31 protein-coding genes, 1 tRNA gene and 1 pseudogene are annotated in these 24585 nt (G+C 58.0%); 17 read left to right on the top strand and 16 right to left on the bottom strand.

What is annotated here, in order from left to right:
* Positions 1–82 precede the first annotated feature (82 nt).
* Positions 83–961 (bottom strand): tRNA 2-thiocytidine(32) synthetase TtcA, encoded by an 879-nt coding sequence (gene ttcA / locus ACERZ8_RS09240; RefSeq protein ID WP_407591915.1) that lies wholly within the window; start codon positions 959–961, stop codon positions 83–85.
* Positions 962–1060: 99 nt separating this feature from the next.
* Between ttcA and ACERZ8_RS09245 the strand changes: the two genes are divergently transcribed.
* Complete coding sequence (locus ACERZ8_RS09245) at positions 1061–1588, top strand: DUF3833 domain-containing protein (protein WP_407591916.1); 528 nt, start codon at positions 1061–1063, stop codon at positions 1586–1588.
* Here ACERZ8_RS09245 and yidD read toward each other — a convergent pair whose 3' ends face one another.
* The 3 genes and pseudogenes from yidD to rpmH form a co-directional block, all read right to left on the bottom strand.
* Complete coding sequence (gene yidD / locus ACERZ8_RS09250; protein WP_407591917.1) at positions 1589–1822, bottom strand: membrane protein insertion efficiency factor YidD; 234 nt, start codon at positions 1820–1822, stop codon at positions 1589–1591.
* Positions 1819–2213: pseudogene (gene rnpA, locus ACERZ8_RS09255) on the bottom strand (ribonuclease P protein component). Before rnpA ends, yidD begins: the two are co-directional and overlap by 4 nt.
* A 24-nt stretch (positions 2214–2237) precedes the next feature.
* Positions 2238–2372 carry a 50S ribosomal protein L34 gene (gene rpmH / locus ACERZ8_RS09260; protein ID WP_012177012.1) on the bottom strand — a complete coding sequence of 45 codons (135 nt, stop codon included), beginning with the start codon at positions 2370–2372 and terminating at the stop codon, positions 2238–2240.
* A 310-nt stretch (positions 2373–2682) separates the two neighbouring features.
* Between rpmH and ACERZ8_RS09265 the strand changes: the two genes are divergently transcribed.
* The 13 genes from ACERZ8_RS09265 (at position 2683) to ACERZ8_RS09325 (ending at position 14014) form a co-directional block, all read left to right on the top strand.
* Positions 2683–3414, top strand: a complete 732-nt coding sequence (locus tag ACERZ8_RS09265) for a TVP38/TMEM64 family protein (protein ID WP_407594225.1) — start codon at positions 2683–2685, stop codon at positions 3412–3414.
* Between the two features lie 5 nt (positions 3415–3419).
* Positions 3420–4838 carry a dihydrolipoyl dehydrogenase family protein gene (locus ACERZ8_RS09270; RefSeq protein WP_407591918.1) on the top strand — a complete coding sequence of 473 codons (1419 nt, stop codon included), beginning with the start codon at positions 3420–3422 and terminating at the stop codon, positions 4836–4838.
* 12 nt (positions 4839–4850) lie between these two features.
* Complete coding sequence (locus ACERZ8_RS09275) at positions 4851–6233, top strand: sensor histidine kinase (protein WP_407591919.1); 1383 nt, start codon at positions 4851–4853, stop codon at positions 6231–6233.
* Positions 6234–6302: 69 nt separating this feature from the next.
* A tRNA-Arg gene (locus ACERZ8_RS09280) sits at positions 6303–6379 on the top strand.
* Between the two features lie 164 nt (positions 6380–6543).
* Entirely contained in the window at positions 6544–6762 is a 219-nt protein-coding gene (locus tag ACERZ8_RS09285; RefSeq protein ID WP_407591920.1) for an integrase arm-type DNA-binding domain-containing protein, read from the top strand.
* 69 nt (positions 6763–6831) lie between these two features.
* Positions 6832–7314 (top strand): tyrosine-type recombinase/integrase, encoded by a 483-nt coding sequence (locus ACERZ8_RS09290; RefSeq protein ID WP_407591921.1) that lies wholly within the window; start codon positions 6832–6834, stop codon positions 7312–7314.
* A gap of 18 nt (positions 7315–7332) precedes the next feature.
* On the top strand, positions 7333–7713 hold the full coding sequence (locus tag ACERZ8_RS09295) for a tyrosine-type recombinase/integrase (protein WP_407591922.1): 381 nt from the start codon (positions 7333–7335) through the stop codon (positions 7711–7713).
* A gap of 142 nt (positions 7714–7855) precedes the next feature.
* Positions 7856–8512, top strand: coding sequence for an HlyD family secretion protein (locus tag ACERZ8_RS09300; protein ID WP_407591923.1), 657 nt, complete (start codon positions 7856–7858; stop codon positions 8510–8512).
* A complete protein-coding gene (locus ACERZ8_RS09305; RefSeq protein ID WP_407591924.1) occupies positions 8479–9102 on the top strand; it encodes an efflux RND transporter periplasmic adaptor subunit in 624 nt (207 codons plus the stop codon). Before ACERZ8_RS09300 ends, ACERZ8_RS09305 begins: the two co-directional genes overlap by 34 nt.
* A gap of 4 nt (positions 9103–9106) precedes the next feature.
* Entirely contained in the window at positions 9107–12160 is a 3054-nt protein-coding gene (locus ACERZ8_RS09310) for an efflux RND transporter permease subunit (RefSeq protein ID WP_407591925.1), read from the top strand.
* Positions 12161–12619: 459 nt separating this feature from the next.
* Positions 12620–12952 (top strand): hypothetical protein, encoded by a 333-nt coding sequence (locus ACERZ8_RS09315; protein WP_407591926.1) that lies wholly within the window; start codon positions 12620–12622, stop codon positions 12950–12952.
* A 12-nt stretch (positions 12953–12964) separates the two neighbouring features.
* Positions 12965–13252, top strand: a complete 288-nt coding sequence (locus ACERZ8_RS09320) for a putative quinol monooxygenase (RefSeq protein WP_407591927.1) — start codon at positions 12965–12967, stop codon at positions 13250–13252.
* Between the two features lie 3 nt (positions 13253–13255).
* On the top strand, positions 13256–14014 hold the full coding sequence (locus ACERZ8_RS09325) for an AraC family transcriptional regulator (protein WP_407591928.1): 759 nt from the start codon (positions 13256–13258) through the stop codon (positions 14012–14014).
* A 246-nt stretch (positions 14015–14260) separates the two neighbouring features.
* Here the strand turns inward: ACERZ8_RS09325 and ACERZ8_RS09330 are convergent, their stop codons facing one another.
* Positions 14261–14863, bottom strand: a complete 603-nt coding sequence (locus tag ACERZ8_RS09330) for a TetR/AcrR family transcriptional regulator (protein ID WP_407591929.1) — start codon at positions 14861–14863, stop codon at positions 14261–14263.
* A gap of 22 nt (positions 14864–14885) precedes the next feature.
* On the opposite strand from ACERZ8_RS09330, the gene ACERZ8_RS09335 reads away from it, so the two are divergent.
* Complete coding sequence (locus ACERZ8_RS09335) at positions 14886–15356, top strand: ester cyclase (RefSeq protein WP_407591930.1); 471 nt, start codon at positions 14886–14888, stop codon at positions 15354–15356.
* A 393-nt stretch (positions 15357–15749) separates the two neighbouring features.
* On the opposite strand, the gene ACERZ8_RS09340 is transcribed toward ACERZ8_RS09335, so the two are convergent.
* The 6 genes from ACERZ8_RS09340 to ACERZ8_RS09365 form a co-directional block, all read right to left on the bottom strand.
* Entirely contained in the window at positions 15750–16148 is a 399-nt protein-coding gene (locus ACERZ8_RS09340) for an MAPEG family protein (protein WP_407591931.1), read from the bottom strand.
* 29 nt (positions 16149–16177) lie between these two features.
* Positions 16178–16492 carry a DUF1330 domain-containing protein gene (locus ACERZ8_RS09345; RefSeq protein WP_407591932.1) on the bottom strand — a complete coding sequence of 105 codons (315 nt, stop codon included), beginning with the start codon at positions 16490–16492 and terminating at the stop codon, positions 16178–16180.
* A gap of 11 nt (positions 16493–16503) precedes the next feature.
* Positions 16504–17484, bottom strand: coding sequence for a haloalkane dehalogenase (locus ACERZ8_RS09350; RefSeq protein WP_407591933.1), 981 nt, complete (start codon positions 17482–17484; stop codon positions 16504–16506).
* A complete protein-coding gene (locus tag ACERZ8_RS09355) occupies positions 17481–17993 on the bottom strand; it encodes an alpha/beta fold hydrolase (RefSeq protein ID WP_407594226.1) in 513 nt (170 codons plus the stop codon). Before ACERZ8_RS09355 ends, ACERZ8_RS09350 begins: the two co-directional genes overlap by 4 nt.
* The gene (locus ACERZ8_RS09360; protein ID WP_407591934.1) at positions 17899–18462 is read right to left on the bottom strand and encodes an alpha/beta fold hydrolase; all 564 of its coding nucleotides are present in this window, start codon (positions 18460–18462) and stop codon (positions 17899–17901) included. The genes ACERZ8_RS09355 and ACERZ8_RS09360 overlap by 95 nt, the downstream gene beginning before the upstream one ends.
* 106 nt (positions 18463–18568) lie before the next feature.
* Positions 18569–19435: a LysR family transcriptional regulator gene (locus tag ACERZ8_RS09365; protein ID WP_407591935.1), complete on the bottom strand. Its 867-nt coding sequence runs from the start codon at positions 19433–19435 to the stop codon at positions 18569–18571.
* A gap of 104 nt (positions 19436–19539) precedes the next feature.
* Between ACERZ8_RS09365 and ACERZ8_RS09370 the strand changes: the two genes are divergently transcribed.
* The gene (locus tag ACERZ8_RS09370) at positions 19540–20559 is read left to right on the top strand and encodes a zinc-dependent alcohol dehydrogenase family protein (protein ID WP_407591936.1); all 1020 of its coding nucleotides are present in this window, start codon (positions 19540–19542) and stop codon (positions 20557–20559) included.
* Between the two features lie 277 nt (positions 20560–20836).
* On the opposite strand, the gene ACERZ8_RS09375 is transcribed toward ACERZ8_RS09370, so the two are convergent.
* From ACERZ8_RS09375 to ACERZ8_RS09390, 4 genes are read right to left on the bottom strand one after another with little or no spacing between them, the layout of a single operon-like run.
* The gene (locus tag ACERZ8_RS09375; protein WP_407591937.1) at positions 20837–21499 is read right to left on the bottom strand and encodes an alpha/beta hydrolase; all 663 of its coding nucleotides are present in this window, start codon (positions 21497–21499) and stop codon (positions 20837–20839) included.
* Position 21500: 1 nt separating this feature from the next.
* Positions 21501–22562: an SRPBCC family protein gene (locus tag ACERZ8_RS09380; RefSeq protein ID WP_407591938.1), complete on the bottom strand. Its 1062-nt coding sequence runs from the start codon at positions 22560–22562 to the stop codon at positions 21501–21503.
* A gap of 23 nt (positions 22563–22585) precedes the next feature.
* Positions 22586–23107 (bottom strand): SRPBCC family protein, encoded by a 522-nt coding sequence (locus ACERZ8_RS09385; RefSeq protein WP_407591939.1) that lies wholly within the window; start codon positions 23105–23107, stop codon positions 22586–22588.
* A 53-nt stretch (positions 23108–23160) separates the two neighbouring features.
* Complete coding sequence (locus ACERZ8_RS09390) at positions 23161–23358, bottom strand: tautomerase family protein (RefSeq protein ID WP_407591940.1); 198 nt, start codon at positions 23356–23358, stop codon at positions 23161–23163.
* Positions 23359–23454: 96 nt separating this feature from the next.
* Between ACERZ8_RS09390 and ACERZ8_RS09395 the strand changes: the two genes are divergently transcribed.
* On the top strand, positions 23455–24027 hold the full coding sequence (locus ACERZ8_RS09395; protein ID WP_407591941.1) for a TetR/AcrR family transcriptional regulator: 573 nt from the start codon (positions 23455–23457) through the stop codon (positions 24025–24027).
* 167 nt (positions 24028–24194) lie between these two features.
* Here the strand turns inward: ACERZ8_RS09395 and ACERZ8_RS09400 are convergent, their stop codons facing one another.
* Positions 24195–24383: a hypothetical protein gene (locus ACERZ8_RS09400; RefSeq protein WP_407591942.1), complete on the bottom strand. Its 189-nt coding sequence runs from the start codon at positions 24381–24383 to the stop codon at positions 24195–24197.
* Positions 24384–24585: the final 202 nt, after the last annotated feature.

Below are 24585 nucleotides of genomic sequence, written 5' to 3' on the forward strand. Positions count from 1 at the left end.
CGCATATTCGGTCCTCTTGCATGAAACGTGCCGGTTTAGCGGCCTGCCCCTGCACAGTTAGAAGACCTTGGTAAGCCTGACTTTAACGCAAGACGGGAATATCCGTCGAATTTTCCTCAATTGCGTCTGAGCGCAGGGAAAGCCCTGCAAAATCAAACAGCTTTGGATCCAGTAGATGCGAGGGCCGGGCATTCATCAATGCGCGAAACATGACCTGACGGCGGCCCGGGCTGTTGGCCTCCCAGCCATCGAGGATCTGTTTGACCTGCTGGCGTTGCAACCCATCCTGACTGCCGCACAGATCGCAGGGAATGATGGGATAGTTCATGGCGCGTGCAAAGCGGTCGCAATCGGCCTCGGCCACGTGCGCCAAGGGGCGGTAAAGGAACAAATCACCTTCTTTGTTGACCAGTTTCGGCGGCATGGTGGCCAGTCGTCCGCCATGAAACAGGTTCATGAAAAATGTCTCTAGAATGTCGTCGCGGTGATGGCCAAGCACCACGGCGGAACAGCCCTCTTCCCGGGCGATCCGGTAGAGGTTCCCGCGCCGCAAGCGGGAACACAGCGCGCAAAAGGTGCGCCCCTCGGGCACTTTATCGATGACGATGGAATAGGTGTCCTGATACTCGATCCGGTGGGGCACGCCCCGGGCTCTCAGAAATTCGGGCAATACGGTGGCCGGAAATCCGGGCTGACCCTGATCAAGGTTGCACGCCAGAATATCGACAGGCAACAGACCGCGCCATTGCAGCTCGTAAAGCACGGCCAGCAGCGTGTAACTGTCTTTGCCCCCCGACAGACAGACCAGCCATTTGGCACGGGGCCCGTCCGCATCGACCATCCCGTAATGCTCAATCGCTTCGCGGGTGTTGCGCACGATCCGCTTGCGCAGCTTCTTGAATTCTGTGGTCGACGGCGCGCCCGCGAAAAGCGGGTGAATGTCGTCGCTGTCATCTAGCATGGTGCGCCTCTTGGGTCGGGGTCACTCGCTCTATACCACGCCTTGTGTGAACCAAAAGGGGCGCGTGCGCGTAACCCTGAGAAGTCATTGGGGGATGCCATGATATTGCGGATCGTTCTTGTGCTGGGCCTTGGCCTGATGGCCGCGTGCACGGGCAAGCCTGCATTGCAGGACGAAAAACTGTCCGAACGGCAGCTGAACCTCGAAGAGTTCTTTGACGGGCAGGTTCTGGCCTATGGGCAGTTTCAGGACGTGTTCGGCACAGTCCGCCGCCGGTTCGATGTCGAAATCAACGGCACGTGGGATGGACAGACGCTGACCCTCGTTGAGGATTTCGTTTACGAGGATGGCAGCACCGAACAGCGTGTGTGGACCCTGCTGAAAACCGGGGAAGACACTTGGCGCGGCACGGCCCCCGGCGTGATCGGTGAGGCCGCGGGCGAAGAGCAGGGCGACACCTTTAACTGGAAATACGAGATCGACCTTCCGGTGCCCGACGGAACGCTGCGCGTCACCTTTGACGACTGGATGTGGTTGCTGAGCGAGGATCGCCTGCTTAACCGCGCCTACATGAAGCGGGCAGGGATCGACATCGGCGATGTGATCATCACCTTTGAAAAGCAGTGATTACGGATCGTCCCGCTCCGGCACCGGGTCATAGCCTGTCCCGCCCCACGGGTGACACCGCCCGATGCGTCGCAGGGTCATCCATGCGCCCTTGATCCCGCCGTGTTTGTGCAAGGCATCCAGCGCATAGGCGCTGCACGTGGGTTGATAGCGGCAGTTGAACCCGACCCACGGGGAAAAGACGAGGCGATAGGTGCGCACGGGCAGGGAGAGGACATAGGCAAGGGGACTCATTTCGCGCGCCTTAACGCATCGCGTAGATCGTCCAGCATCAGATCGAAGGGGCGCGTCGCTGTCACATCAGCGCGTCCAATCAGCACGTAATCGGTTCCTTTGGTCCCGTGATGCGGCAAGACAAGACGCGCAATCTCGCGCAAGCGCCGTTTGGCGCGGTTGCGGGCAACGGCATTGCCCACTTTTTCGAACAGGTAAAGCCGACGCGGATGGCCTCGCCCTCAGTACGGGCGCGGTATTGCAGCACGAAGGCGGGGGTCACGATCCGTTTGGCGCGCGCCGCACGCAGGAAATCGCTGCGCGCCGTCAGGGTCTCCAAACGCAAATGACCCGCCTCAGGCGTGCCCTGTCCAACGGTGTCGTTGGGCAAAGGGGCCTCTGGCGGGATCATTTTGAAACCTGTGGTGGCGCGGCTTTAGGCGCTGAGCGACTTCCGGCCGCGGGCGCGGCGGGCGTTCAGGATTTTGCGGCCAGCTTTGGTTGCCATGCGCGCACGGAAACCGTGACGCCGTTTGCGCACGAGGTTCGAAGGTTGAAAGGTGCGTTTCATCGCTTTGGCTCCGGATCTATTGGCCTATGCCCCGCGGATTCGGGGTCAGGCAGTATTCGAAGCCCGTCCTCTAAAGGGCAGGCCGCGGCAAGTCAAACCCTTGGCGTGCAAAAATGCGCGTGCCTTGCAACATTTCGACGCCATGTCGCGTTCTTTGTTTCACTTGCCCGGAAATAGGCCCGGATTCGGGCACTTCCGTTCAACCGAGCGTGATGCGCCTGTTTTCAGGGGTGTGGAACGCACAGTTTGACGTCACAACAGCCCCAACATGCGGGGCCGAGCGATGAGCGACGACAAAAAGGAAAACGAAATGTCCGACACAAGTCAGCCCAACAGCAGCGGTTTGATGCGCAAACTGCCCCTGATCATCATTGTGGCCGTAGCTGCCATCGGTGCGTTCACGCTCAAGGATTACCTGAATTTCCAGACACTTGCGGACAACCGTGAGGCACTTTTGTCATTCCGGGACAGCAATTACCTTTTGACGGCGATTGTGTTTATGGCCGCCTATGCCGCCATCGTGGGCTTTTCACTGCCGGGTGCTGCGGTGATGACGCTGACGGGAGGGTTCCTGTTCGCGACGTTTCCGGGCGCGCTGTTCAACGTGACAGGGGCCACCATCGGGGCCATTGCCATCTTTCTTGCCGCACGCTGGGGCCTTGGTGAACGGCTGGCCGCCAAAATGGACACAAGCGACGGGCTGATCAAAAAGATCAAGGAAGGGATCGATGAAAACCAGTGGTCGATGCTGTTCCTGATCCGCCTTGTGCCTGCCGTTCCGTTCTTTGTCGCCAACCTTGTGCCGGCACTTGTCGGTGTCCCGCTTGGCCGATACGCGATGTCGACCTTTATCGGGATCATTCCGGGGGCAGTTGTCTACACGTCGGTCGGTGCGGGCCTTGGCGAAGTGTTTGACCGGGGTGAGACGCCAAACCTTGGCATTATATTCGAGCCGGCAATCTTGCTTCCCATCCTTGGCCTGTGCGCGCTCGCCGCCTTGCCCATCGTTCTCAAGGCCGTGCGCGGCAAAAAAGGTCTGTAATACCGATGAAACGTATCAAGACGGATATTCTGGTCATCGGGGCCGGGTCGGGTGGTTTGTCCGTGGCCGCCGGGGCCAGCCAGATGGGGGCCGACGTGGTCCTGCTGGAAGGGCACAAGATGGGGGGCGATTGCCTCAACTACGGCTGTGTTCCGTCCAAGGCGCTGATTGCCAGCGGCAAGGCGGCCCATGGTCAAAACCACAGTGAGGTTTATGGGGTCGCGAACGTCACACCTAAGATCGACTATGGCGCCGCCAAGGATCACGTGCACGGCGTCATCGCGCAGATTGAACCGGTGGATTCCCAAGAACGGTTCGAGGGGTTCGGGGTCAACGTGATCCGCGAATTTGGGCATTTCATATCCGAAACCGAAGTGCAGGCGGGCGATACGGTGATCACCGCGCGCCGTATCGTGATTGCAACCGGGTCCAGCCCATTGGTGCCACCCATCGACGGCATCGACACGGTGCCCTACATCACAAATGAAACCCTGTGGGAGTTGCGTGAACGCCCCGAACACCTGCTGATCATCGGCGGTGGGCCCATCGGGATGGAGATGGCGCAGGCCCATATACGCCTCGGGTCCCGGGTGACAGTGATCGAAGGGGCCAAGGCGCTGGGCAAGGATGACCCGGAGATGGCCGATATCGTACTTGAAACCCTGCGCGCGGAAGGCATCGACATTGCCGAAGATGCGAAGGCGACCAAGATTGAAGGTGCGGACGGGTCTATCACCGTTCACACCGAGGATGGGCGCACATTCACCGGATCGCATCTGCTGGTGGCTGTCGGGCGCAAAAGCAATACGGAAAGCCTGAAACTGGACGCCGCCGGGATCGAGCGGACCAAAACGGGGATCAAGGTGGATGCGTCCCTGCGCACCTCGAACAGGCGTGTCTATGCCATTGGTGATGTCGCAGGTGGGCTGCAATTCACCCACGTGGCTGGCTATCATGCAGGCGTTATCATCCGCTCGATGTTGTTCGGGCTGCCGTCCAAGGCCAAGACCAGTCATATCCCATGGGCCACCTACACGGACCCGGAACTGGCGCAGGTCGGGATGACCGAGGCTCAGGCGAAAAAGGAGCACGGCGACAAGCTGGAGGTCGTGCGGTTTCACTATGAACACAACGACCGGGCCATCGCCGAACGCAAGACCAAAGGCCTGATCAAGGTCATGGTGGTCAAGGGACGGCCCGTCGGGGCCTCCATCGCGGGGCATCAGGCGGGCGATTTGATCAACCTCTGGGCGCTGGTGCTGGCCAACAAGATGAAGATGAGCCAGGTCGCGGCGATGGTCGCACCATACCCTACCATAGGTGAGGTCAACAAACGCGCTGCCGGTGCCTATTTCAGCCCCCGCCTGTTCGAAAGTGATCTGGTCAAACGTGTTGTTGGGCTTGTGCAGCGCTTCATTCCCTGAACAGATTACATCATGTTGAATTCCCTCTCTGGCCGCTTCCTGATCCTGACGACGATCTTTGTGATGCTGGCCGAAATCCTGATTTTCGTGCCGTCGATTGCGCGGTTCCGCGAGGATTATCTGCAGAACCGGCTGGAGCGGGCACAGATCGCGTCACTGGCGCTGCTTGCAGACGACATGATCGACAGTGAGCTTGAAAGGGAATTGCTGGAAAACGCGGGGGTTTTCAACGTCGTGCTGCGCCGCGATGAAGTGCGCCAGTTGATGCTGGCCACGCCCATGCCACGCCCCATCGACGCAACCTATGACCTGCGCGAAGGCACGGCCATGGTGCTGATCCGCGATGCCATGATGCGGCTGACAGAGCCTGAAAACCAGGTGATCCGCGTGATCGGTGCCCCGGTGCGCGAGGCGGGTCTGCTGATCGAGATCACCATGGAAACCGCGCCGATGCGGATGGCGATGATCGATTACGGCATTCGCATCCTGATCCTGTCGGCAGTGATCTCCGTGGTCACCGCCTTCCTTTTGTTCATCGCGGTGCGGGCCATCATCGTGAAACCCATCCGCGGGGTCGTCGGACATATGCAACGCTACGCCGCTGCGCCCGAGGACGCGCGCCGTATCATCACGCCCAATGCAGGCGTCACCGAATTGCGCGAAGCCGAAGAGGCCTTGCGCGCCATGCAGACCGAACTGATCGCCGCGTTGCGCCAAAAGGATCGCCTTGCGCAACTTGGATCGGCTGTCTCCAAGATCAGCCACGATTTGCGCAACATCCTGACCTCGGCCCAGCTGTTCACCGACCGCATCGAGTCCTCCGAGGACCCTCTTGTGCGGCGCATGGCGCCTAAGCTGGTGGGGTCGATCACACGGGCCGTGCACTTGTGTGAAAGCACGCTCGCCTTTGGCAAGGCCGAAGAACCAAGCCCCACGCTGACCATGCTGACGCTCGACGACATCGTGGCGGACGTATTGGACAGCGAACGGCTGGCCGTTGGCGAAAACGATCTGTCACTGAGCGAGAACATCCCGCCCTTATTCACCTTGCGCGCGGACCCGGAGCAGTTGTTCCGGGTGGTATCGAACCTTGTGCGCAACGCCCGCCAGGCGATTGTGGCCAGCGGCAAACCAGGCGAAATCAGCGTCTCGGCCTATGAGGACGAAGACAACTGGTGGATCGAGATTGCGGATACCGGCCCCGGCCTGCCCAAACGGGCGCAAGAGCATCTGTTCACTCCGTTTCAGGGCGGGGTGAGCAAGGGCGGCACGGGCCTTGGCCTTGCCATCGCATCCGAGTTGATCCGCGCGCATGGCGGTGCATTGGAACTGGACCGCACTGGCCCTGCGGGCACTGTGTTTTCCATTCGTTTGCCAAAGGGCGACGGGATTTGACGGCGCGCCCGATTTGGCCAAAGAAGACCCTTGCAAAGCCTCGCCCGCGCGACTAAACCGCCCAAACGTGGACCGATAGCTCAGCTGGATAGAGTACCTGACTACGAATCAGGGGGTCGGGGGTTCGAATCCTCCTCGGTCCGCCAAAACCCACACTTAAAGACTTCGATTGGGCCGCATAGAGCGTTCTTTTTTTGTATTTCAGCTTGCTGATGTTGCCACTGGGTTTTCGTGAGCTCTTTCTGATGACATGCGATTCTACTCCTTGGGTGGTACTTAATGTGCCATTTGCACGGCCTTATCCGGAAAGTTGACAAAGAAGCTTGTTGAGAATCTCGGGCCAGGTCGACACGGGGATGGGAACGGGTTGTACTTAGTTTTCGATCCGTCCTGGGCGCGGCGGTGGATCGTGCGGGTGGTTGTGAAGGGGCAGAAAAACCGCAAGGGCGTGCGACTTCGGACGGATTTCGGGCTGGGGGGTGCAGATATCGTGCCTTTGCGGCAGGCGCGGGAGTGCGCGTTGGCCTAACGGCGCATCGCCAAGTAGGGGCTCAGTCCGCGATTCAACGCGAACAATGAAGTGCCGACGTTCGAGGACGTGGCATGGCAGATGCATATTGAGCGGTCGCCGACATGGAGGAATGCCAAACACGGCCTACAATGGCTCAACACCTTGCGCGACTATCCGTTCCCAACGATCGGTCGCATGCCCATCGACAGCATCGGCCAGCCGGAAGTCATGATGTGCCTCAGTCCGGTCTGGACCGAGAAGCATGAGACCGCCAAGTGTCTGTCACAGCGGATCAAGACCGTACTCGATGTGGCACGATCCAAAGATCTGCGATCGGGCGAGAACCCCGTCACGGCGATCAAGGAGGCGGAGGCGCTGCGCAAGGTCAAGGCGCGGCCGGTCCATTACAAGGCGATGCGTAGGAGAGACGTGTCGGCGTTCTATTCAGCCCTGAGTATGAAGACTGTCATGGCTGCGAAGACGCTGATGTTCACGTGCCTGACCGGTGCACGTACCTGCGAGGTGCTTGGCATGCGCTGGGCAGAGATCGATTGGGAGGCGGGCGTCTGAACCTGTCCACCCGATCGCATGAAGTCGGGTGAAGTGGACAGGCTACCGCTGATCGAAGCGATGATCGGCATCCTGGAGCCTCTGCGCGCCCTGGAGTCTGTATTTATCCTCGAAGGACAGAAACGCCACCAGCCGCTGTCGAACATGTCGATGCTGATGCTCCTGCGTCGCATGAAGATTGAGGGTGTCACAGTGCATGGTTTCCGCTCAACTTTTCGCGACTGGGCAGCCGAAGAGGCCGGTGCGTCCCGCGAAGTGGCTGAGATGTCGCTCGCCCACAAGGTCGGCTCTGATGTCGAGCGGGCCTATGCACGATCGGATTTGTTGGACCGCAAGCGTGCCTCGGAGAGGGCGTGGTCGGGATTTGTGACAAGCGCTGGGCGAGGAGGGGGCGGTTAATATGGGGCGGTTAATATTTGCTCTAGAAGGCTACACTCCGCTCTCAAGTCTTTGCGGTAAGGCCGCTCAATTCTTCACTTTCGCCTACTCAAGCTTTTTGGGAATGCTACAGTGGACCAGGTCATTTTGGGGAGCGGAATCAATGAATTGGTACTGCATCACTGCGTTGGCAGCAGTTGCTAGCGTGATTTCGGCTACGTGGAGTGGCGCGCAAGAGCAGCCGATCCGTCCCGCAAAGGTGGCCGAGGTCACGGCAACAGATGCAACGATTTCAAGGCGCTACCCAGCTTCGGTGCTGCCCTCACGCGAGATCGAATTGTCATTCAAAGTGTCTGGACAGGTGATTGACCTGCCGGTTCGCGCCGCAAGCAACGTCGCGGCCGGGGATATCATCGCACAGATCGACAAACGCGACTACGAAAACCAGCTTTCTGCATTGCAAAGCCAACGGGATCAGGCCGTCGCGCAACTTGAGGCCTTGAAGGCCGGTGCGCGTGTAGAGGAGATTGTGGCGCTCGAAGCCGCTGTTGAATCTGCGCAGGCGCAGGTCGACCAGACGCGCGAGGCATTGGACCGTGCAGAAGAGCTTTTGGATCGCGGCGTGTCGACCCGCGCGCAAGTCGAAAGTGCGCAGGCGAATTTCCGTGTCGCCGAAGCCAATTTGCGCGCGCAGCAAGAGCAGTTGCGCATTGGTCAGGTGGGGGGCGCCCCGAGGATGTTGCGGCCTCGGAGGCCGCAATTCGTGGCATTGATGCACAGATCAAAGTGGCGCGGGACGCCTTGTCGGACACCACCCTGATCGCGCCGTTTGACGGGATTGTCGCGCGTCGCGATATAGAGAATTTTTCGAACGTGCAGGCGGGACAAAGCATTGTTCTTTTGCAAGGTTTGGATGTCGTCCACCTGGCCTTCGATATTCCCGGCCCGGATGTGATCGAGCTGACCCGCAACGGTCCGGGTCAGATTTCGAATACCGTCTTTTTCGACGCACTTCCCGGTCAGGAATTTCCAGCAGAATCTGTCGAGTTTTCCGTTCAGGCCAACAGCGCCACTCAAACCTATCGCGGGCGCGTCGCAGTTGATGTGCCCGAAGGGGCCGTGATTTTGCCGGGCATGGTCGCCAATGTGGTCGCCTCAACCGAAGGTGCAGGGGTGCAGGTGCTTGCGCCGCTCTCGGCCATCGCGGCCACGCCCGACGGCAAACCCTTTGTCTGGTTGGTCGATGCCGCGGGATTGGTGTCCGAGCAAGCGGTCGCGTTGGGAGCGGCCAGCGGAGCGGATGTCATCATTTCGAGCGGCTTGTCGGCAGGCGATATGGTCGTTTCAGCAGGCGTCAGTGAGATACTGGACGGCATGACCATCCGCCCCATCCGCCAAGTCGGGAACTGAGTCCATGGATCTTGCCCGGTTCGCGCTGGAAAAGCGCCTGATCTCTTATGTTGCGACTTTGCTTATCCTCTACGCCGGGTATTTCGCCTACACGGTTCTGCCCCGCTTTGAGGACCCGGAATTCGTCATCCGCCAAGCGCAGGTCTTTACCCCCTATCCGGGCGCTTCTGCCGAGGAAGTAGCCGAAGAAGTCACTGAAGTCGTTGAAAACGCATTGCAACAGCTTCAAGGCGTGGACGAAGTGCGCTCGGTCTCCTCGCCGGGCCTCAGCACTGTGACGGTCGAATTCACCATCGCTTCGACGCCGGATTACCCGGAATTGAACCAGAAATTTTCTCAGATGCGCTCCAAGATACTGGATGCGCAGTCTGAACTGCCGCCCAATGCGCTGGCCAGCCAAGTCTATGACGATTTTGGCGATGTCTACGCTCAATACTATGCGGTTGTGGGTGAAGGATTCACGATTTCAGACCTGTATGAATACGCCAAGGATCTGCAGCGCGAACTGGTCACCGTCGATGGCGTGTCCAAGGTCGTTCTGAACGGGGTGCAGGAAGAGGTCATTTATGTCGAATACTCACCCGCCCGGCTGACCGAACTGGGCCTTGCGCCGTCACAAATCCAGCAGCTTCTGGAAGGGCAAAACCTAGTCACCCCAGCAGGATCGATACAAGCAGGCGCTGCGCGTTTGCTGGTACGCCCCGAAAGTGCAGTTGGTTCGACCGAGGCCATCGAGGCGCTGTTGATCACTGATCCGCAGACGGGTACGTCCTATCGGTTGCGCGACATTGCGGAGGTTTATCGAGGGCTGAAAGAACCCGCATCGTCGTTGCTGTACCGAAATGGTCAACAAGCCATCGGGATTGGTGTGTCCAACATGCTGGGTGGTAATGTCGTCAACATGGCGCAAGCGGTGAACGAACGTATCGCCGAGCTTGAAAGCGACCGACCCATCGGCATCCACATCCTGCCGATTTCGGATCAAGGAGAGACCGTCAAAGCGTCCGTCGACAACTTTGTCGTCAACGTGGCTGTGGCCCTTGCGATTGTTGTCGGCACGTTGCTGGTGTTCATGGGGCTACGCTCTGGCGTGCTGATGGGGGGCATCCTGCTGGTCACCGTCGCGGGCACGCTTTTTGGCATGTACCTTTATGGCCTCGACATGCAGCGCATTTCCCTCGGGGCGCTGATCATTGCGCTGGGTATGCTGGTCGACAATGCCATCGTCGTGGTTGAAGGGACACTTGTGCGGGTCCAGCGCGGGGAAGATGCCGCAAAGGCATCGCGCGCCGTGGTGAAACAGACGATGTGGCCGCTTCTGGGTGGGACTATCGTTGGCATTCTTGCGTTTTCACCGGTCGGCTTTTCCCCAGACAATACTGGCGAGTATGCAGGCAGCCTGTTCTGGACCATTGCCATTGCGCTTCTGTTTTCTTGGCTCGTCGCGATCTGGTTGACGCCATACTATTGCTCCGTGCTGCTCAAGTCGGGCACCGGAGACGCGGAGGAAAAGGAAAACGCAATCCTCAGCGGCTATCGCCGTCTGCTCGCCCTTGCCATTCGCGTGCGCTGGATCACAGTTGGTCTTGTGGTAGCCCTGTTCGCTTCGGCCATTGCGATGTTCAGCGCCGTGCCTGCCGGGTTTTTCCCGTCCTCCACGCGCGCACAGTTCGTGATCGACTACTTCCTGCCGCAAGGCACGGACATCACCAGCACCGAAAGTGATATTCTGGAGATCGCTGAATTTGCACGAGGCCTGGATGGGGTCACAGGCACCAACACCGCCATCGGCGGCGGACACTTGCGTTTCATGCTGATCTACGAATCCGAGAACAGCAACGCGGCTTACGGGCAGATCCTTGTAGATGTCGAAGATTTTGCAGTCATTGATGAATTGCGCCCCATGTTGCAGACCCACATCGATGAAACATACCCCGAGGCAAACGCCAAGGTCTGGAAGTTTGTGCTTGGCCCCGGGGGCGGTTCGAAAGTCGAAGCGCGGTTCTTTGGTCCGGACGCTGTGGTGTTGAGAGACCTGTCCGCGCAGGCCAAGGCGATCATGTCAGGGGCAGGGGCCGTCGCGGTCAAGGACGACTGGCGCGAGCAGATACCTGTGGTGCGTCCCGTGATCGACATCGACAATGCGCGCAGGATAGGACTGACCCAAGGCGAGATTTCCAATGCAATCTACAGCCATCTGACGGGGACGACTTTGGGCGTGTACCGTGAAGGGGATGAGTTGCGCAATGTAGTCATGCGCCCGGTCGAGTCGGCGCGCAATGACATCGCCGAGATGCGCAACATTCAGGTCTTTAGCGCGGCGACTGGCGGATACATCCCCATCAGTCAGGTGGTGGACAGGTTCGACATTGTGTTTGAGGCCGGAAACCTGCGGCGCATCGACCGCCAATTGGCCATCACCGCGCAATCCGACAACGCACCCGGCGTTCTGTCCGGTGATCTCTTTGACGCAGTGAAAGGGCCAATCGACGCCATCGCATTGCCACCGGGGTACAGCCTGGAATGGAAAGGCGAATTCGGGAACAGCGCCGAGGCCAATGCAGGCCTTGCCGCAACGATGCCCATCGGGTTCGGGGCCATGTTCTTTGTGGTTCTGTTCCTCTTCAACGCGTGGCGGCAAACCATCATCATCTGGCTGGTCGTACCCCTTGCGCTGATCGGCGTGATTTACGGGCTTGCGGGTACTCAGACGCCGCTGGAATTCATGGCCATTCTGGGGGTGTTGTCGCTGACTGGCATGCTCATCAAGAATGCAATCGTCCTGATCGACGAGACGGACAGCCAGATAGGGGATGGCAAGGCGCGCATGTCCGCTGTGGTCGATGCCGCTGTCAGTCGCGTGCGACCAGTCTCTCTGGGCGTGTTGACCACGGTCCTTGGCGTCGTACCGCTGCTTTGGGATCCGTTCTTCAAATCTCTCGCTGTTGTCATCATCTGCGGGCTCAGCTTTGCGACGATCCTGACGCTGATCATCGTGCCGACGCTCTATTCGATCTTCTTCGGGGTGAAGCAAATTGAAGTTGATGCGTCTGCCTGACCTCACCTGAGGTGCTTTTTGCTGCAATAGCAAAATGTTTAAGTCGGCTATCAGAGGAGGTTCGGCAAATTGGGGCTTTGTCCGAGTAGCCAACCTCCTCCGCATTTTGGTTCATTTGCTCGCAATGAATGTCTCCTCTGACGGGCCGCACCGCAGCATGACTTTCCGTGGATGAAGGTCCGGATTGGACCGTCCTTAACGGAACGAACTTCCCTTGCCCAGCAGATGCCGCGATTGCTCCGATGGCGGCTCCAAGCCCTTATTGACCAACGCTGCGTTCTGCACGAATGGCGGTTCAGGGCGTGGAATTGGCGATCATGTGGAAGATCGCCATGTCAATTTCCGACAAGTTTGGTTCATCAACGAAAGGACCAAATCATGAAAACAAGAATCTGCACATTTCACACTGCACTGCTTGCGACTGTACTTATCGGATCAAACGTTGCAGCGAATGAAACTATGGATGCTGCCCAACTTAGTGCGCTGATTACCGGCAATACGCTTTATGTCGACATTCCTGTCGGGGCACCGGGTGCGCCTGAGGGCGGGACAGCGCCAATCTATTACGGCGAAAGCGGTTCCGCCGCAGCGCAGCTTCCTGCTGGATCGAAACTTGTCGGAACATGGAGACTCGAAGAAGACCGCTACTGTATCGACTGGGACAATGGCCCCCAGAACAGTTGCTCGCAGCTTGTAAGAGGGGCAGATGGCTTTGTCGTCATGGATGTTGCGCTGCGTGAACCGCGCGGACTGATCACACGGATTGCAATCGGCAATGCAGAAGATCTGTAGGAGGGACGAGCTATGAAATTGATCACCGTCGAAGCGGACTTCGCCCCTGACATCCTTGATTATGCAATTACTTTGTTTGTCAGACAGGCAGACAACGTTCGGGCAATGTCGGGCTGTGCGCATTACGCGCTCTATCGCAAACCTTCGGATGATGGCATCGCGATCCTGCAGCACTGGGAGACGATGGCGCAGTTCGAGGCTTACCGTGCGAGCGAAATCTTTGCGAACCTTGGCGTGGGTCTGCGCCCCCTGATGACAAAGCCGCCGGTGACCATGGTGGCCGAAGTCGATACCGTCTGAGGTATGATGGCAGACCGTCCGAGGGCATATTGTTTCTTCCAAGATATTGAGCCGCGTCCCCCTTTGGACGCGGTCTTTGACCGTGACTATCTGCTCTATGCCGCCAGCGGAGCCTTGCGGGTCGCTGTCGCAAGAGACGGTTGGCTGCTACCACCCTCGTTCGCTGCTTGGGTGCCTGCAAATACGCCAATTTCCGTTGATATAGATAATCCCGTGACAACCTGTTCCGTACTGACCTCGCCCAGATTTTGCGTAAGCCTGCCTGATACGCCAACAGTATTTCAGATGTCTCCAATGGCGCGGCAGATGATCCAATACTGCAAAGATTGGGGGCCGGACGCCCCGCAGCCGCCTGAGGCAGAGCCGTTTTTTCTGACGCTGCTCAATGTTTGCGCTGGTCTCGTGAGGAAATCGCTCGATGTTAAACGACCCACTGCAACGGACCCGGTATTGCGGCGTGCCATAGACCTGACCGACGTGCGCCTTGCCGGGACGATCACGGCCGGTGAGGTTGCGCATGGGGTTGGTCTGTCAGAACGCAGTATGCAGCGGCGTTTTCGTGAAGATGTCGGCATGACCTGGTCGGAAACGCTCACGAGATTGCGTATGATCCGTTCCATCCAGCTTTTGGCCCATGATGATTTGTCGATCATTCAAATTGCGGGAGAGTCAGGTTTTAGCTCGCTCAGCGCATTCAACCGCGCGTTCCGCTCTTTCGCTGGAAGCACACCGTCCGAGTTCCGCAAAGTGCTAAAGGAATAGTGCAATAAGCAGCCGTTCGTGTTTTGCCCGCGAGAGTCCGGTTTGTCCCGCCATGCTATGTCTGAACACTACGCAGCTAAAGTCCGGATTGATCACTTACCTATCAGGTTTCTGCAGCACAGCGAATGGCGGGTTCCGCGATCAAGTTGCTATCGTCATGTTGAAATTCGCGGTCTTTCCAAAATAGCGATCGCTGAAACATTTAAACCAAGAACGCCTTGCATGTCTTTCTGGTCAGCTTGCACTCTAGGAAGACACCATCATGCAATGGAGCTGATCCATATCAGCGATCCGCTGTTCGGTCGTGGTTGGTGCGATACCCGTGTAAAATCCAAGCCAAGCAACATAAGCGATGCGTGCTCTCGCCTTGGCATCGCTATTTGGCGCTCCGGCTTCGCGGGCAAGGTCAGCCATGTAAGCGATGCGCCTGTCATCCACACGCCGGACGATCTCGCGTGCATTTTCGTCGCCTCCCGCCCACTCGCGGACCCCCATCTCAAGGCGACCATCTTCCGTTGCGCAGGTCCACAGAAGACGTCGCAAGCGGTCTGAAGCCGTTCCGCCACCTCGTTCGTTCTCCTCAATCACACGTTCCGTTTCTCCTTCGACCCACCGATCAAGAAGCGCACGCAGAAGGGCGGCCCGGTTTTCGAAGTGCCAGTAGAAACTCCCGCGTGTGATCCCAAGCTTCTTGGCGAGCGGATCGATACGCACGGCCGAAACTCCGCCTTCTTCAAACATTTCATAGGCAGCGCGGACCCAAGCATTTGGATCAAGGCGAGATGAATTGGGTGCTTCCATACAGTATGTATTGACATTAAAGGAGCGATCGTCAACAACCTCGCCCATACACACTGTATGGAGAAGGCCTATGGACACTGACACGCCAGCCGAAGCCGCACTAGGTCGCACGTCGAAAGAGGAGGCCAACGTCGCGACCGTCCTGAAAATGTTCAATGACGGTTGGGGAACAAACGCCGGTTGGGAAAACGTGTGGCGCGCTTACGTCGCACCAAATGTGCGAACCTACTTTCATTCTCATCCCCCCATGGAAGGGCTGGATGCCGCGATGGCGTTCAATGCCGAGCTGTTCGCAGGTTTCCCGAGCCTGCGGATGACGGTCGAGGCGACGATTGCTGAGGAGGATACGGTGATCGTGCGCGGTCGCCTCAATGGCGCGCAAGACGGCCCTTTTCTCGGCGCTCCGGCCTCGGGTGCAGCCGTCGACGTGCCAGACGTCACGCTGTTCCGCCTGGAGGACGGCAAGATCGTCGAGAGCCGGTACTTTACCGACCTATTGGCAGTGATGACCGCTATTGGAGCGGTTGAAACTAGGAATTAAAGCAGCGGTTACTTCACATGATCGATCGACTCCGAATGCCTCGCTCAAGGAACCGGATCACCGCAAGAAGTGAAGCAAAGATCGGGAAAGTCCCGCAAATCACATCTCCTTTGTGCAGACTATTGTGCGACGCCGCCTTAAGTTCGTCTCGAGCCTAGATGCAAGGTGCTGCCCATCATCAGAACCACCAAGAAGCGCCACGAGCGGACGCAGTGACCCCACCGATCGCGCTTTGCAACTTTGATCTCCAAACAAAAAGAACGTTTCTGCGCAGTCCAAAAAGGAACCTCACGATCCTTGCAAGTTGAACAGTCACCAAGAGATGTTGCTCAAGCGGTTAGATACATGCGTCCACATGCAGTGCTCTGTGGACCGGGAGCAAGCGCTCGAAGCTCAAAAGCCGACAGCAAGAAGGCACTGAATTCCGAGATACAATGACCCGAGGGAGCCGCAAGTAAAGCCCAGGATACGAATGAACGGGATGCCCGTGTAGTACAGAAGCACAAAAGCGGCGCGTCCGAAGACTATGACTGCTGCCGCAAACGCTGGACCCTGACCTGTGACGCCTAGAAGTGCCGCGGCAGCCAAAACCGGAACGATGTAACCGGCAGACTCGACCTGGTTTTGGTAAGCGCGCTGAATGCGTAGGCCTAGAGCACCTCGTTCTACCATAGGGCGGTTGGAGGAGAAGCCGTAGCCGAAGCCTTGGGTAATATAGGCATAGGCAATCTCAATTAATAGCGCGGTCATGGTGACAAGCGCGAAGCCGATCAGGGCAATTTCAAAGCTCATGTTTTTGTCTTTCTTCTGTATTCAGGCGGTTAAGCCATTGGTGTCAGCGCGATGAGGGTAGATGCTGTCTGATCGGTTGCGGCGTGTCGTACTTCGATCAGTGGCTGATAGTCCGGATCGGAATACCAGGCGTCCAACGCCGCCTGCGACCCGAAGCGCAAAACCGCCATGACGTTGGCCTTGAGTTCTCCCTCAAGGGCATCCAGCTGAGGAGTGGCGACAATGGTTTCGACACCGTGCCGGTCGTTGATCGCTTTCAAAGGCGCGACATAGCCAGCCTGAAAGCCGGCCATGTCTTCGACGCGAAGGGATGCGACAAGAAAGACGGGGGTTTGCGTGCTCATTTTTTCGCTCCTCAGCTCGGCAACCGGTCGATCCAATCGCGCAGGGCGCGACCGATGGCTTCAGGGTGATCTTCTTGGACGAAGTGAACGCCGGGGCCGAGGAACACATCTTCCAGATTTGACGCGTTGGCCTTCACGTATTCAACGACCGGTGGCGGCATTAGCGCACCGGGTGCGACGTGCAGCATCAATTTGGGCATGTCGGTCGAGTACAGCCAGTCACCATTGGCAATGATCACTTCCGCGGTGTCCGCAGGCTCGCCAGCGATGGGTATCTGTCGCGGCCAGACCAAAGTGGGTTTGCGGCTTTCAGGCGTTGGGAATGGTGCGCGGTAGTTGTCCAGTACCTCTTGCGAAAGCGGTGTCGCGACGGCCATCTTGCCCAAGACTTCTTCAACAAAGAAGTTACCCTGCAAAACCGCTTCTTCACCTGCTGGTGAGCGCAACATCCCAAAGAGTTGCGCACTTGGCTCCCCCATCGCCTCAAGGCTGGGTGCGGGAAGCGCGGGTGGGATCCCCGCCTCCATGAAAGCCACCGCTTTCACGTTGCTTTCGTTCAGACGCGCGTATCGCATCCCCAGGACCGAGCCCCAGTCATGGATGACCAGAGTGATGTCTTGCAACCCGAGGCCTTCAATGAAACCGTCCAGATATTCTGCGTGGTCTGCGAACGTGTAGTCGATATCAGGCTTGCCGCTGTCGCCCATGCCAATGAGATCGGGTGCAATTGCGCGATGTGTGTCGCTCACGAATGGAATGATGTTGCGCCACAAGTAGGACGATGTCGGATTTCCATGAAGGAATAGAACAACCGGGCCATTTCCTTCATCGACATAGGCCATCTGTGAGCCGTTTACTTCGACGAACTTCTTTTCGAATGGCATGTCTGCAGAAGGCGTAAACTCTTTGGCGAGCGCGGGAACTGCGGAAGTGAAAGCAACTGCTGCAACGGTCCCTTGCAAAACGGAACGTCTGGATACCTTTAGGGTCATACGTCGTTTCCTTGTGAGGTGTGAGTGGTGGATTGATCGGCCTTGTTCGCCAAAAATTTGCAGAGCTCACGCACAAGCGCGTCGGACTCGTCGTCTTGCAGGTAGTGACGCGCCGTTTTGAACTCGGTGACTTCGGCTTGTGGCAAACGCTTCTTCCATGCGGCCAAAGCTCCGATTGGGATCAGCGGATCTTTCAGCCCCCAGAAGATATGTGCAGGGCCGTCAAACTGTTCGACATAGGGGCCTGTCTCTTCGAGCAGGATCTTGGCTGCCGGATGCGCGGTGTTGGTCGGGATCATGCGCGGAAATGCGATGACACCGGCGCGCTCCGAACTATTGCGGAAAATGTCGCGATAAGCCCGCTTCGTGGCACCCTTGCGTTCGGTCGCTGTGGCCATGGTCATGACCTGCCGCTCAAAGAAGCCCAAGCGGCGCACCATGAAATCGCCGAGACCTTTGGACCGCATCATGAGGAGCGGCGGGGGCAACTTGAGTTTTTCCGGGTTCATCCCGTCGACCGGTGGGTAGAACCCAAATGTGTTCATCACCACAAGCGCCTTGATCTCGGCCCGGATGACGAGCCGCGACGCCAAGGCCAATGGGGCCGCCCCAGTCCTGCATCACAAGCGTGATGTCGGTCAGATCAAGGTGCAGGACCAGCGCCTCAAGATGATCGATATGGGCCTTCAGCGTATAGGCGGCTTCGTCATCGGGTTTTTCCGACAGACCGAAGCCGATGTGATCCGGCACAACGATACGACGCTCCGCTGAGAGCCCCTTAACCAGTGCGCGATAGAGAAACGACCATGTCGGATTGCCATGCACCGCAAGCACTGTGGAGCGCTCATTCTCCGCACCCTCATCAAGGTAGTGCATCCGACCCATTGGCGTCTGAATATAGTGGGACGCGAATGGATACTCGCTCTCGAGTCTTAGCTCCTTAATGCGCGGATGCACGTCTTTGGATGTGTCGAGCATGGGAGTTTCCAAACCAAAACTGCTACGTTGGTTCGGAATTTATCAGCGCAATTTCGCAACATCACGGAGTATGTTTGCAGATAATTGGTGCGTTTTCGCGACAGACCTACGCCTCGCCGATAAGACGCTTCCGATGTTTGCGTAAAACCGCCTCCGCAAAGCCCATGAAGGCCTGGACACGCGCCGTCTGGCGCAGATCGTTATGCGTAAGCAACCAGATGTCACGGCTTTTGACAGGAGCTCTCTTGCCTGCGCGCTTTAGGTCCAGGTCTGCATCGCCAAACAAGCATGGCAGGATCGCAAGACCTAAGCCTTCCCGTGCCGCTGCGTGTTGCGCCGGGATTGTCGGGAAGACGCCCCAAACGGGGTTGTCCGGAAACTCGGATGTCCGCACCCATTCCGGCGCACCTTGCGTCGCCTGTCCCCAACCCAGCCAACGATATGATTTTGGGTCACGAGACAGATAGTCGGGCGTGGCATATGCCGCCTCTGTATATGCGAACAGGCGTTTGCCCACCAAAGCGTCCGGCGGATTGTTATCCAGCCTAACCGCGAAATCCGCCTCTCGGCGGGCGACGTCCCGGATCGACAAAGATGGATCGAACCGCAATTCAATCGACGGGTGTTGCGCAATGAAATTCGGCAGCTCTGGCATGAAGAGAGCATTGAGCAACGGCTCGGGCATCGTGACAGTCAAGGGACCGGTCAGTTCATCATCAAGGCCAGAAATGCTCCGCTCTGCGTCAATCAATGCTTCGCCAAAAGTCTGCGCGACCCCAAAAAGTTTTTCTCCGGCAGAGGTCAGAAGCAACCCGTCGGGCGTTCGGTTGAACAGGCTGGTACCGAGGCTTTCTTCCAGTGAATCGATCCTTCGACCAACCGTCGTGTGATGGACACCAAGCGCTTCCCCCGCGCCACGAACCGTCTTGTGCTGAACGACGGCGCACAACGTTTTGATATCTTCCCAGTCCAAACCGACCTCGCATTTTTGCACCATGGAAATGCCAATACGCTACGTGATCTCGCGAAAAGGCACCAGTAGTCTTGCGGGAACACTCCCCTCCATAAGGACAAGCTATGTCACTCACCGCACAATTTGACACGTTTGGAGGGCCCGAGAAAATCAGGCTCGTCGATGTGCCCGTTCAGTCGCCTGCGGCCGATGAAGTGCAAATCCGCATGCGCGCGGCAGGCCAAAATCGGGCAGAGTTATTTTATGTCGCTGGTCACTATCTCGTCGAGCCACCAATCCCAAATGCACCCCTGGGTGCCGAAGGCGCTGGAGAGATCATCAGCGTTGGTTCTGGTGTAACAAAGTTCGCTGAGGGCGACAGAGTTTGCGTTCTGCTAATGTTCGATTGGGACAAATATGGCACCCTCGCCGAAGTCATAAACGTGCCAGCTTATGCTTTGGAACGGATCCCGGAAGGTATCAGTTTCGAGGATGCTGCAGCGTTCTGGATGGCTTATGCAACAGCTTATGGGATGATCGTTCAAGCGGGCGAGATGCCCACCGACGCAGCGGGCAGAACAGCCGTCATTACTGGAGGGAGTTCCAGCGTCGGAACCGCCGCCTTCCAGATACTCAAGCAGACCAGTGCCAAAAGTGTCACGACCACGAGAATGCAGAAAAAGGTTGCCGACCTCAAGCAGGTCGGCGCGGATCATGTAATTGTCACCGACGATGAGGACATTTGTGCACGCCTGAACGAGATCACGAATGGCAAGGGTGTGGACCTTGTTTGCTACTCCGTGATCGGAGACATGATCGCGCCCGCCGCCGAAGCTTTGGTCAAAAAGGGTAAAATGGTCCTTATGGGGTTTCAGTCAGGTAAGATACCGGGGCTTACGTTCTATCCAATTCTGACAAAACGCATCACAATTCGGGGCTTCCATTTGGTTTGGCACCTTCTGGATCACGCAGACCGCCGCCGAAGGGCAGTGGACTTCCTGATGCCACTCTTGGCCAGTGGAGAGCTTAAGCCCGTCATCGACCGTGTCTTCCCGCTCTCAGGTATCTCGGATGCCTACACGTACATGACAAAATACAGCCACATAGGAAAGATCGTCGTGAGTATCCGACCAAGTTCAACGTAGCCGCTCCATAGTCTGATTTTCTGTGCGCTCCTTAAGTTATTCCCCTTCGAAGTTTCTCTCACCCATCATGCTCTATGTCCTTGCCAAGAGCGCACCCACGACATTGTTTCGTCTGCGGCAAATGACCGGTCCGCGGTATTGCCGTTGTAGCAATCCGTTTTGTGGAAAAGCGCAGTAACTGGATGTTCGAACGGTGCTTGCCCGCTTTTTGGTCCTGTCTTGACACCATATCCCAAACAGGTGCGTCCAAAAGAGACGGAAGAGATGCATAGAGATCCTAATGTTGTCGTGTGATGGTACTTGCCAACCACCTCTGCAATCTCAGCCGCCCCGCGTTGCCAACGACATGGGGCACGTCCTCGTCGAATGCAGTGACCGCTCGCCCGTGAGAGGACAGCGCGTTTCGGGTGGTAGCAATTTCACCTTTGGAGATCAGCGGGTCGCGTGCGCCATGAGCGACAAGCACCCGGAGCGGCGTCCGGCCGCTGCAAAGCAAGCGCGAGTGCGAGTGTTCCGCCTTGGGAGTAACCGGAAATGTGAATGTTTTCTGCGGACACTCCGACCTCAGTCGCATACGTGGCAGAAGTCGGGCGAGTTCGTTGACCGCCCGTTCGACTACAACCGGTGCGATATTGATGCCGCTCACACCTGAATGTATCGGAAACCAGGCGTAGCCGCCCTCCGCCAAGATCAGGGGCGCGCGCAGTGCGACGTAGATATGCGGGACCGCAGTGTCGACCGGCAGCAGCGTCGCGATTTGGGTCTCGTGCGCACCATATCCATGCAGGCCAACGATCAGCGCGGGGTCTGGTCCTGCCACGCGCGAGACCACGCGGATGATCGCATCGGGAGCGCCAGGGATTACAACCGTCTCCGCACGGCTTGCGGCGCCCGGAAGCGCCGCAAGAAGGCCCGTCAAAGCGAGCGTCAGGATTCGCATATTAAGAGCGGCTGGCGAGTTCGCGCGGGTGCGGCTCGCCTGTGTGCGCGAAGTGGATGAATTCGTCGATGCTGATGGTCATCAACTGGCGAAAGCTGCCCTTGGTCATGCCGACGGCCATGCCGGGCGTCCCGTCGGCGATGCGCATCGTGATCGTAGAGGTTACGAGAGTCGTGCCATCGCCCAGATCCTCGAAGTCCCACTGGCTGTGTCCGTTCGAGGCGAAGGGTGGCAGACCAGCGAGCACCTCATAGGCAAAGCGGCCCGCTTCGCGGTCCACCTCGACCACACGCTCCTCCACTTCCGAGCCGAAGCCCGGAATGAAGCACTTACGCCCAACACCGAGCAGGCCGTCATTGGAGGTATCGGTTTTGCCGAAGAGCGTCGCCTCGGAAATCACGCTGGACCACTGCGCCACATCGCCAAAGCCATCAACCATCACGGACCAGAGGTCGTCGACGCCGGTATTGGTCACGCGCATCGTGCGAATGGTGATCGTGTCGGTACCGAAGACCTCCTGCGCGACCGTGCCGCCATGGGCCCCGACCAGCGCGTCGGTGATCGTCGTACCGCCGCCTTCGGTCGCGGGTGCGATCTCGGCGAGGTCGGGGTGATTGTAGAAGACCGAAAGGCTCACGACCGACCCTTCGCCATCTTCTGCATCCGGCATGACGTGAAGTGCCCCGAGATGATCCTCCAGACCCAGCGGATTGCCGTCGCTAATGGCCCATGCGAACACGTTCGGCGCGTCGAAGGCCACGATATTTTCCGTCAGGGACCCTTGGCCGCCCGCGAATGTGAAGGTGCGGGCATCGTCTTGGCCGTCAACGCTCTCCAAGCTGTCGAACCAACCGACCCAGTTCTCGTTGTTCGAGATCGTTGCGAAGATTGCCTCGGGATCGGCATCGACATGGACGCTTCGCGTGACTTGAAGCGGTGCAGTCGTGGCTGCATTCACATCAAGCGAGCCGATGGTGCGGGGTGGCATGTCCTGTGCGCCCGCGCCCTGCGTCAGGGCGAGCGAAACCAATGCGGCCGAAGCCACAGTATAAAGATGTTTCATGGTTTTTCCTTTGTGTTAGGGTGTTAGGCGGCGGCAGTGCGCGCCGCGATGGCCTTCTTGCTGCTGTCGGCTTTCAGTTTGCGGGGATGCGGCTTGCCGGTCTCTGCATAGTGCTTCAGCTCTTCAGTTGCCTCGCGCAGGACTTTGCCGAACTGCAGGCGCATCATCGGGCTCATCAACACGTTGAACGGGAACGCGATGTCGGCGTTCAACTCCATTTCGACTTCGCTCACGCCGCCTTTTGGCCGAACGGTCCACGCATTCCGCAGACCCTTCATAAAGCCTGGCATCTTGTCGCCCGTCGCGGAATACTCGACATGGCGGCGCTCTTCGTCATAGGCCTCGATGGTCTCGCTGAACGGGCCAAGCGATGTTTCGCATGTCCGCCCCGCGGCAGGTGCGCCCGCGACCTTGGGCGTTCCGGGTCGCGCGCCCGAGACATAGACGCTGGAGGCCCAGTCGCCCGCGCGGACATAGTTTGGCCCGAGAATTTCCCACACCGCGTCGGGCGGCGCGTTGACAGTGAGTATTTTTCTGATTTTCATGGTCGTTGCTCCTTTCGGGAAAACGGCGGCCGAGGCACGTCGCCATGTCGGGTTCAACCCACGACGTTGCCGCCCATCGCGTAACCACCCTCGGCGGTCTCCTCGATGTGGACGTTAATATATTGCTTGATGTCGCCCTTGCCGGCATCGCCAGCGACGGTGTTGAGCCCGTCGGTCAAATTGGCGACGATCTGGGCTTTCTCGTCCTTCGACCAGGCGGCTTTCGGGACGGTGACACGGATGGTTGGCATGATTTTCTCCTTTGATGCGCGATGCGTCTGGTTTTTTTGCATCGTGCGATGTATATTGCAGATCAGATAGTGTATTGCAATACGTGATGTAAAATAATGGCCAGACCGCGAAATTTCGACGAAGATGAAGCCCTGCAAAGGATGGTGCAGGTTTTCTGGCGACACGGATATGACGGGACCACCACACGTATGCTGGAGGACGCGACCGGCATTGGCGTGAGGGGCATCGCCAATGTTTTCGGCGACAAGGAGGACATTTTCCTGCGCGTTCTTGCGACTTACACCGAAATGGCGCGAGGCGTGATTGCGCAGGTCTTCGATCCGCCCCGGCTGCAGGCGGCGCAGATGATGTTCCAGAGTCTTGCGCAGGCGACGGAGAACGACGAGGACGTGACGAATTGTGGCTGCCTGATGGTCAACACTGTCTTCGAGCTCGGCCGCGCAAGTCCGAAGATTCGTGAGGCTGTCGAAGCCTATCGCACAATGTGGTTTGACGCCTTCCGGGCAGCCACAGATGCGGACGGTGTCAGCGATCCGAATGGGAAGGCTGAGTTTCTCCTCGGCCTGCTATGGGGCGCCCTCAGCCAGATTCGCCTGATGGGATCGACCACGGCCGCCGCGCCGATGGCGCAGGTGGCGATGGAGACCATCGAGGGCTGGAAGAGGTAGCCGCTCTTTGGTCGCAGGGCGCATTGAGCGAACCTTTGCTTGAAGAAATCGGATAGCAGCTTCATCCCACGCAGCGTTCATCCATCATAGCCTAGATTTTGCTCATGTAGCGAATGTCCGAAATGACGGGCCGCACCGCAGCGACGGCCATGCTTGGCGAACGGCAGCTAAAGGCCGAAAGCAACAGTTGCCCAAGTTCCCCAGAATTCAATAGTTTCAGATGTCTCAAACCGAATCGGCAACTGTGTGTTGCTCTGCAGAACTGAAGTGCGTTCCTTGATTTGGTTAGACGCCATGACATCGACGACTTGCATCTGGACAAAACAACAATCGTGAACTTTGATGTCGAGCTCCATTTCGAGCAATCCTAGGTCAGGTTGGTTTTAGGCTAGCTCAAGTCGCACACGGATAAACCACGCGTGTTTTGGCTTGAGTGGGCGCTTCTGCACGGCAATGTGGCCTTGGTTCGATGCAGGGCGAAGCGGGCGAATGGCAGGCAAGTTTGGTTTCTGCTGTGCTCGTCGATCTTCGTCAGCTTTCGGTAAAAGACAAAACCCA

It is taken from the genome of Tateyamaria armeniaca, assembly GCF_045797845.1.
Taxonomy (GTDB): Bacteria; Pseudomonadota; Alphaproteobacteria; order Rhodobacterales; family Rhodobacteraceae; genus Tateyamaria; species Tateyamaria armeniaca.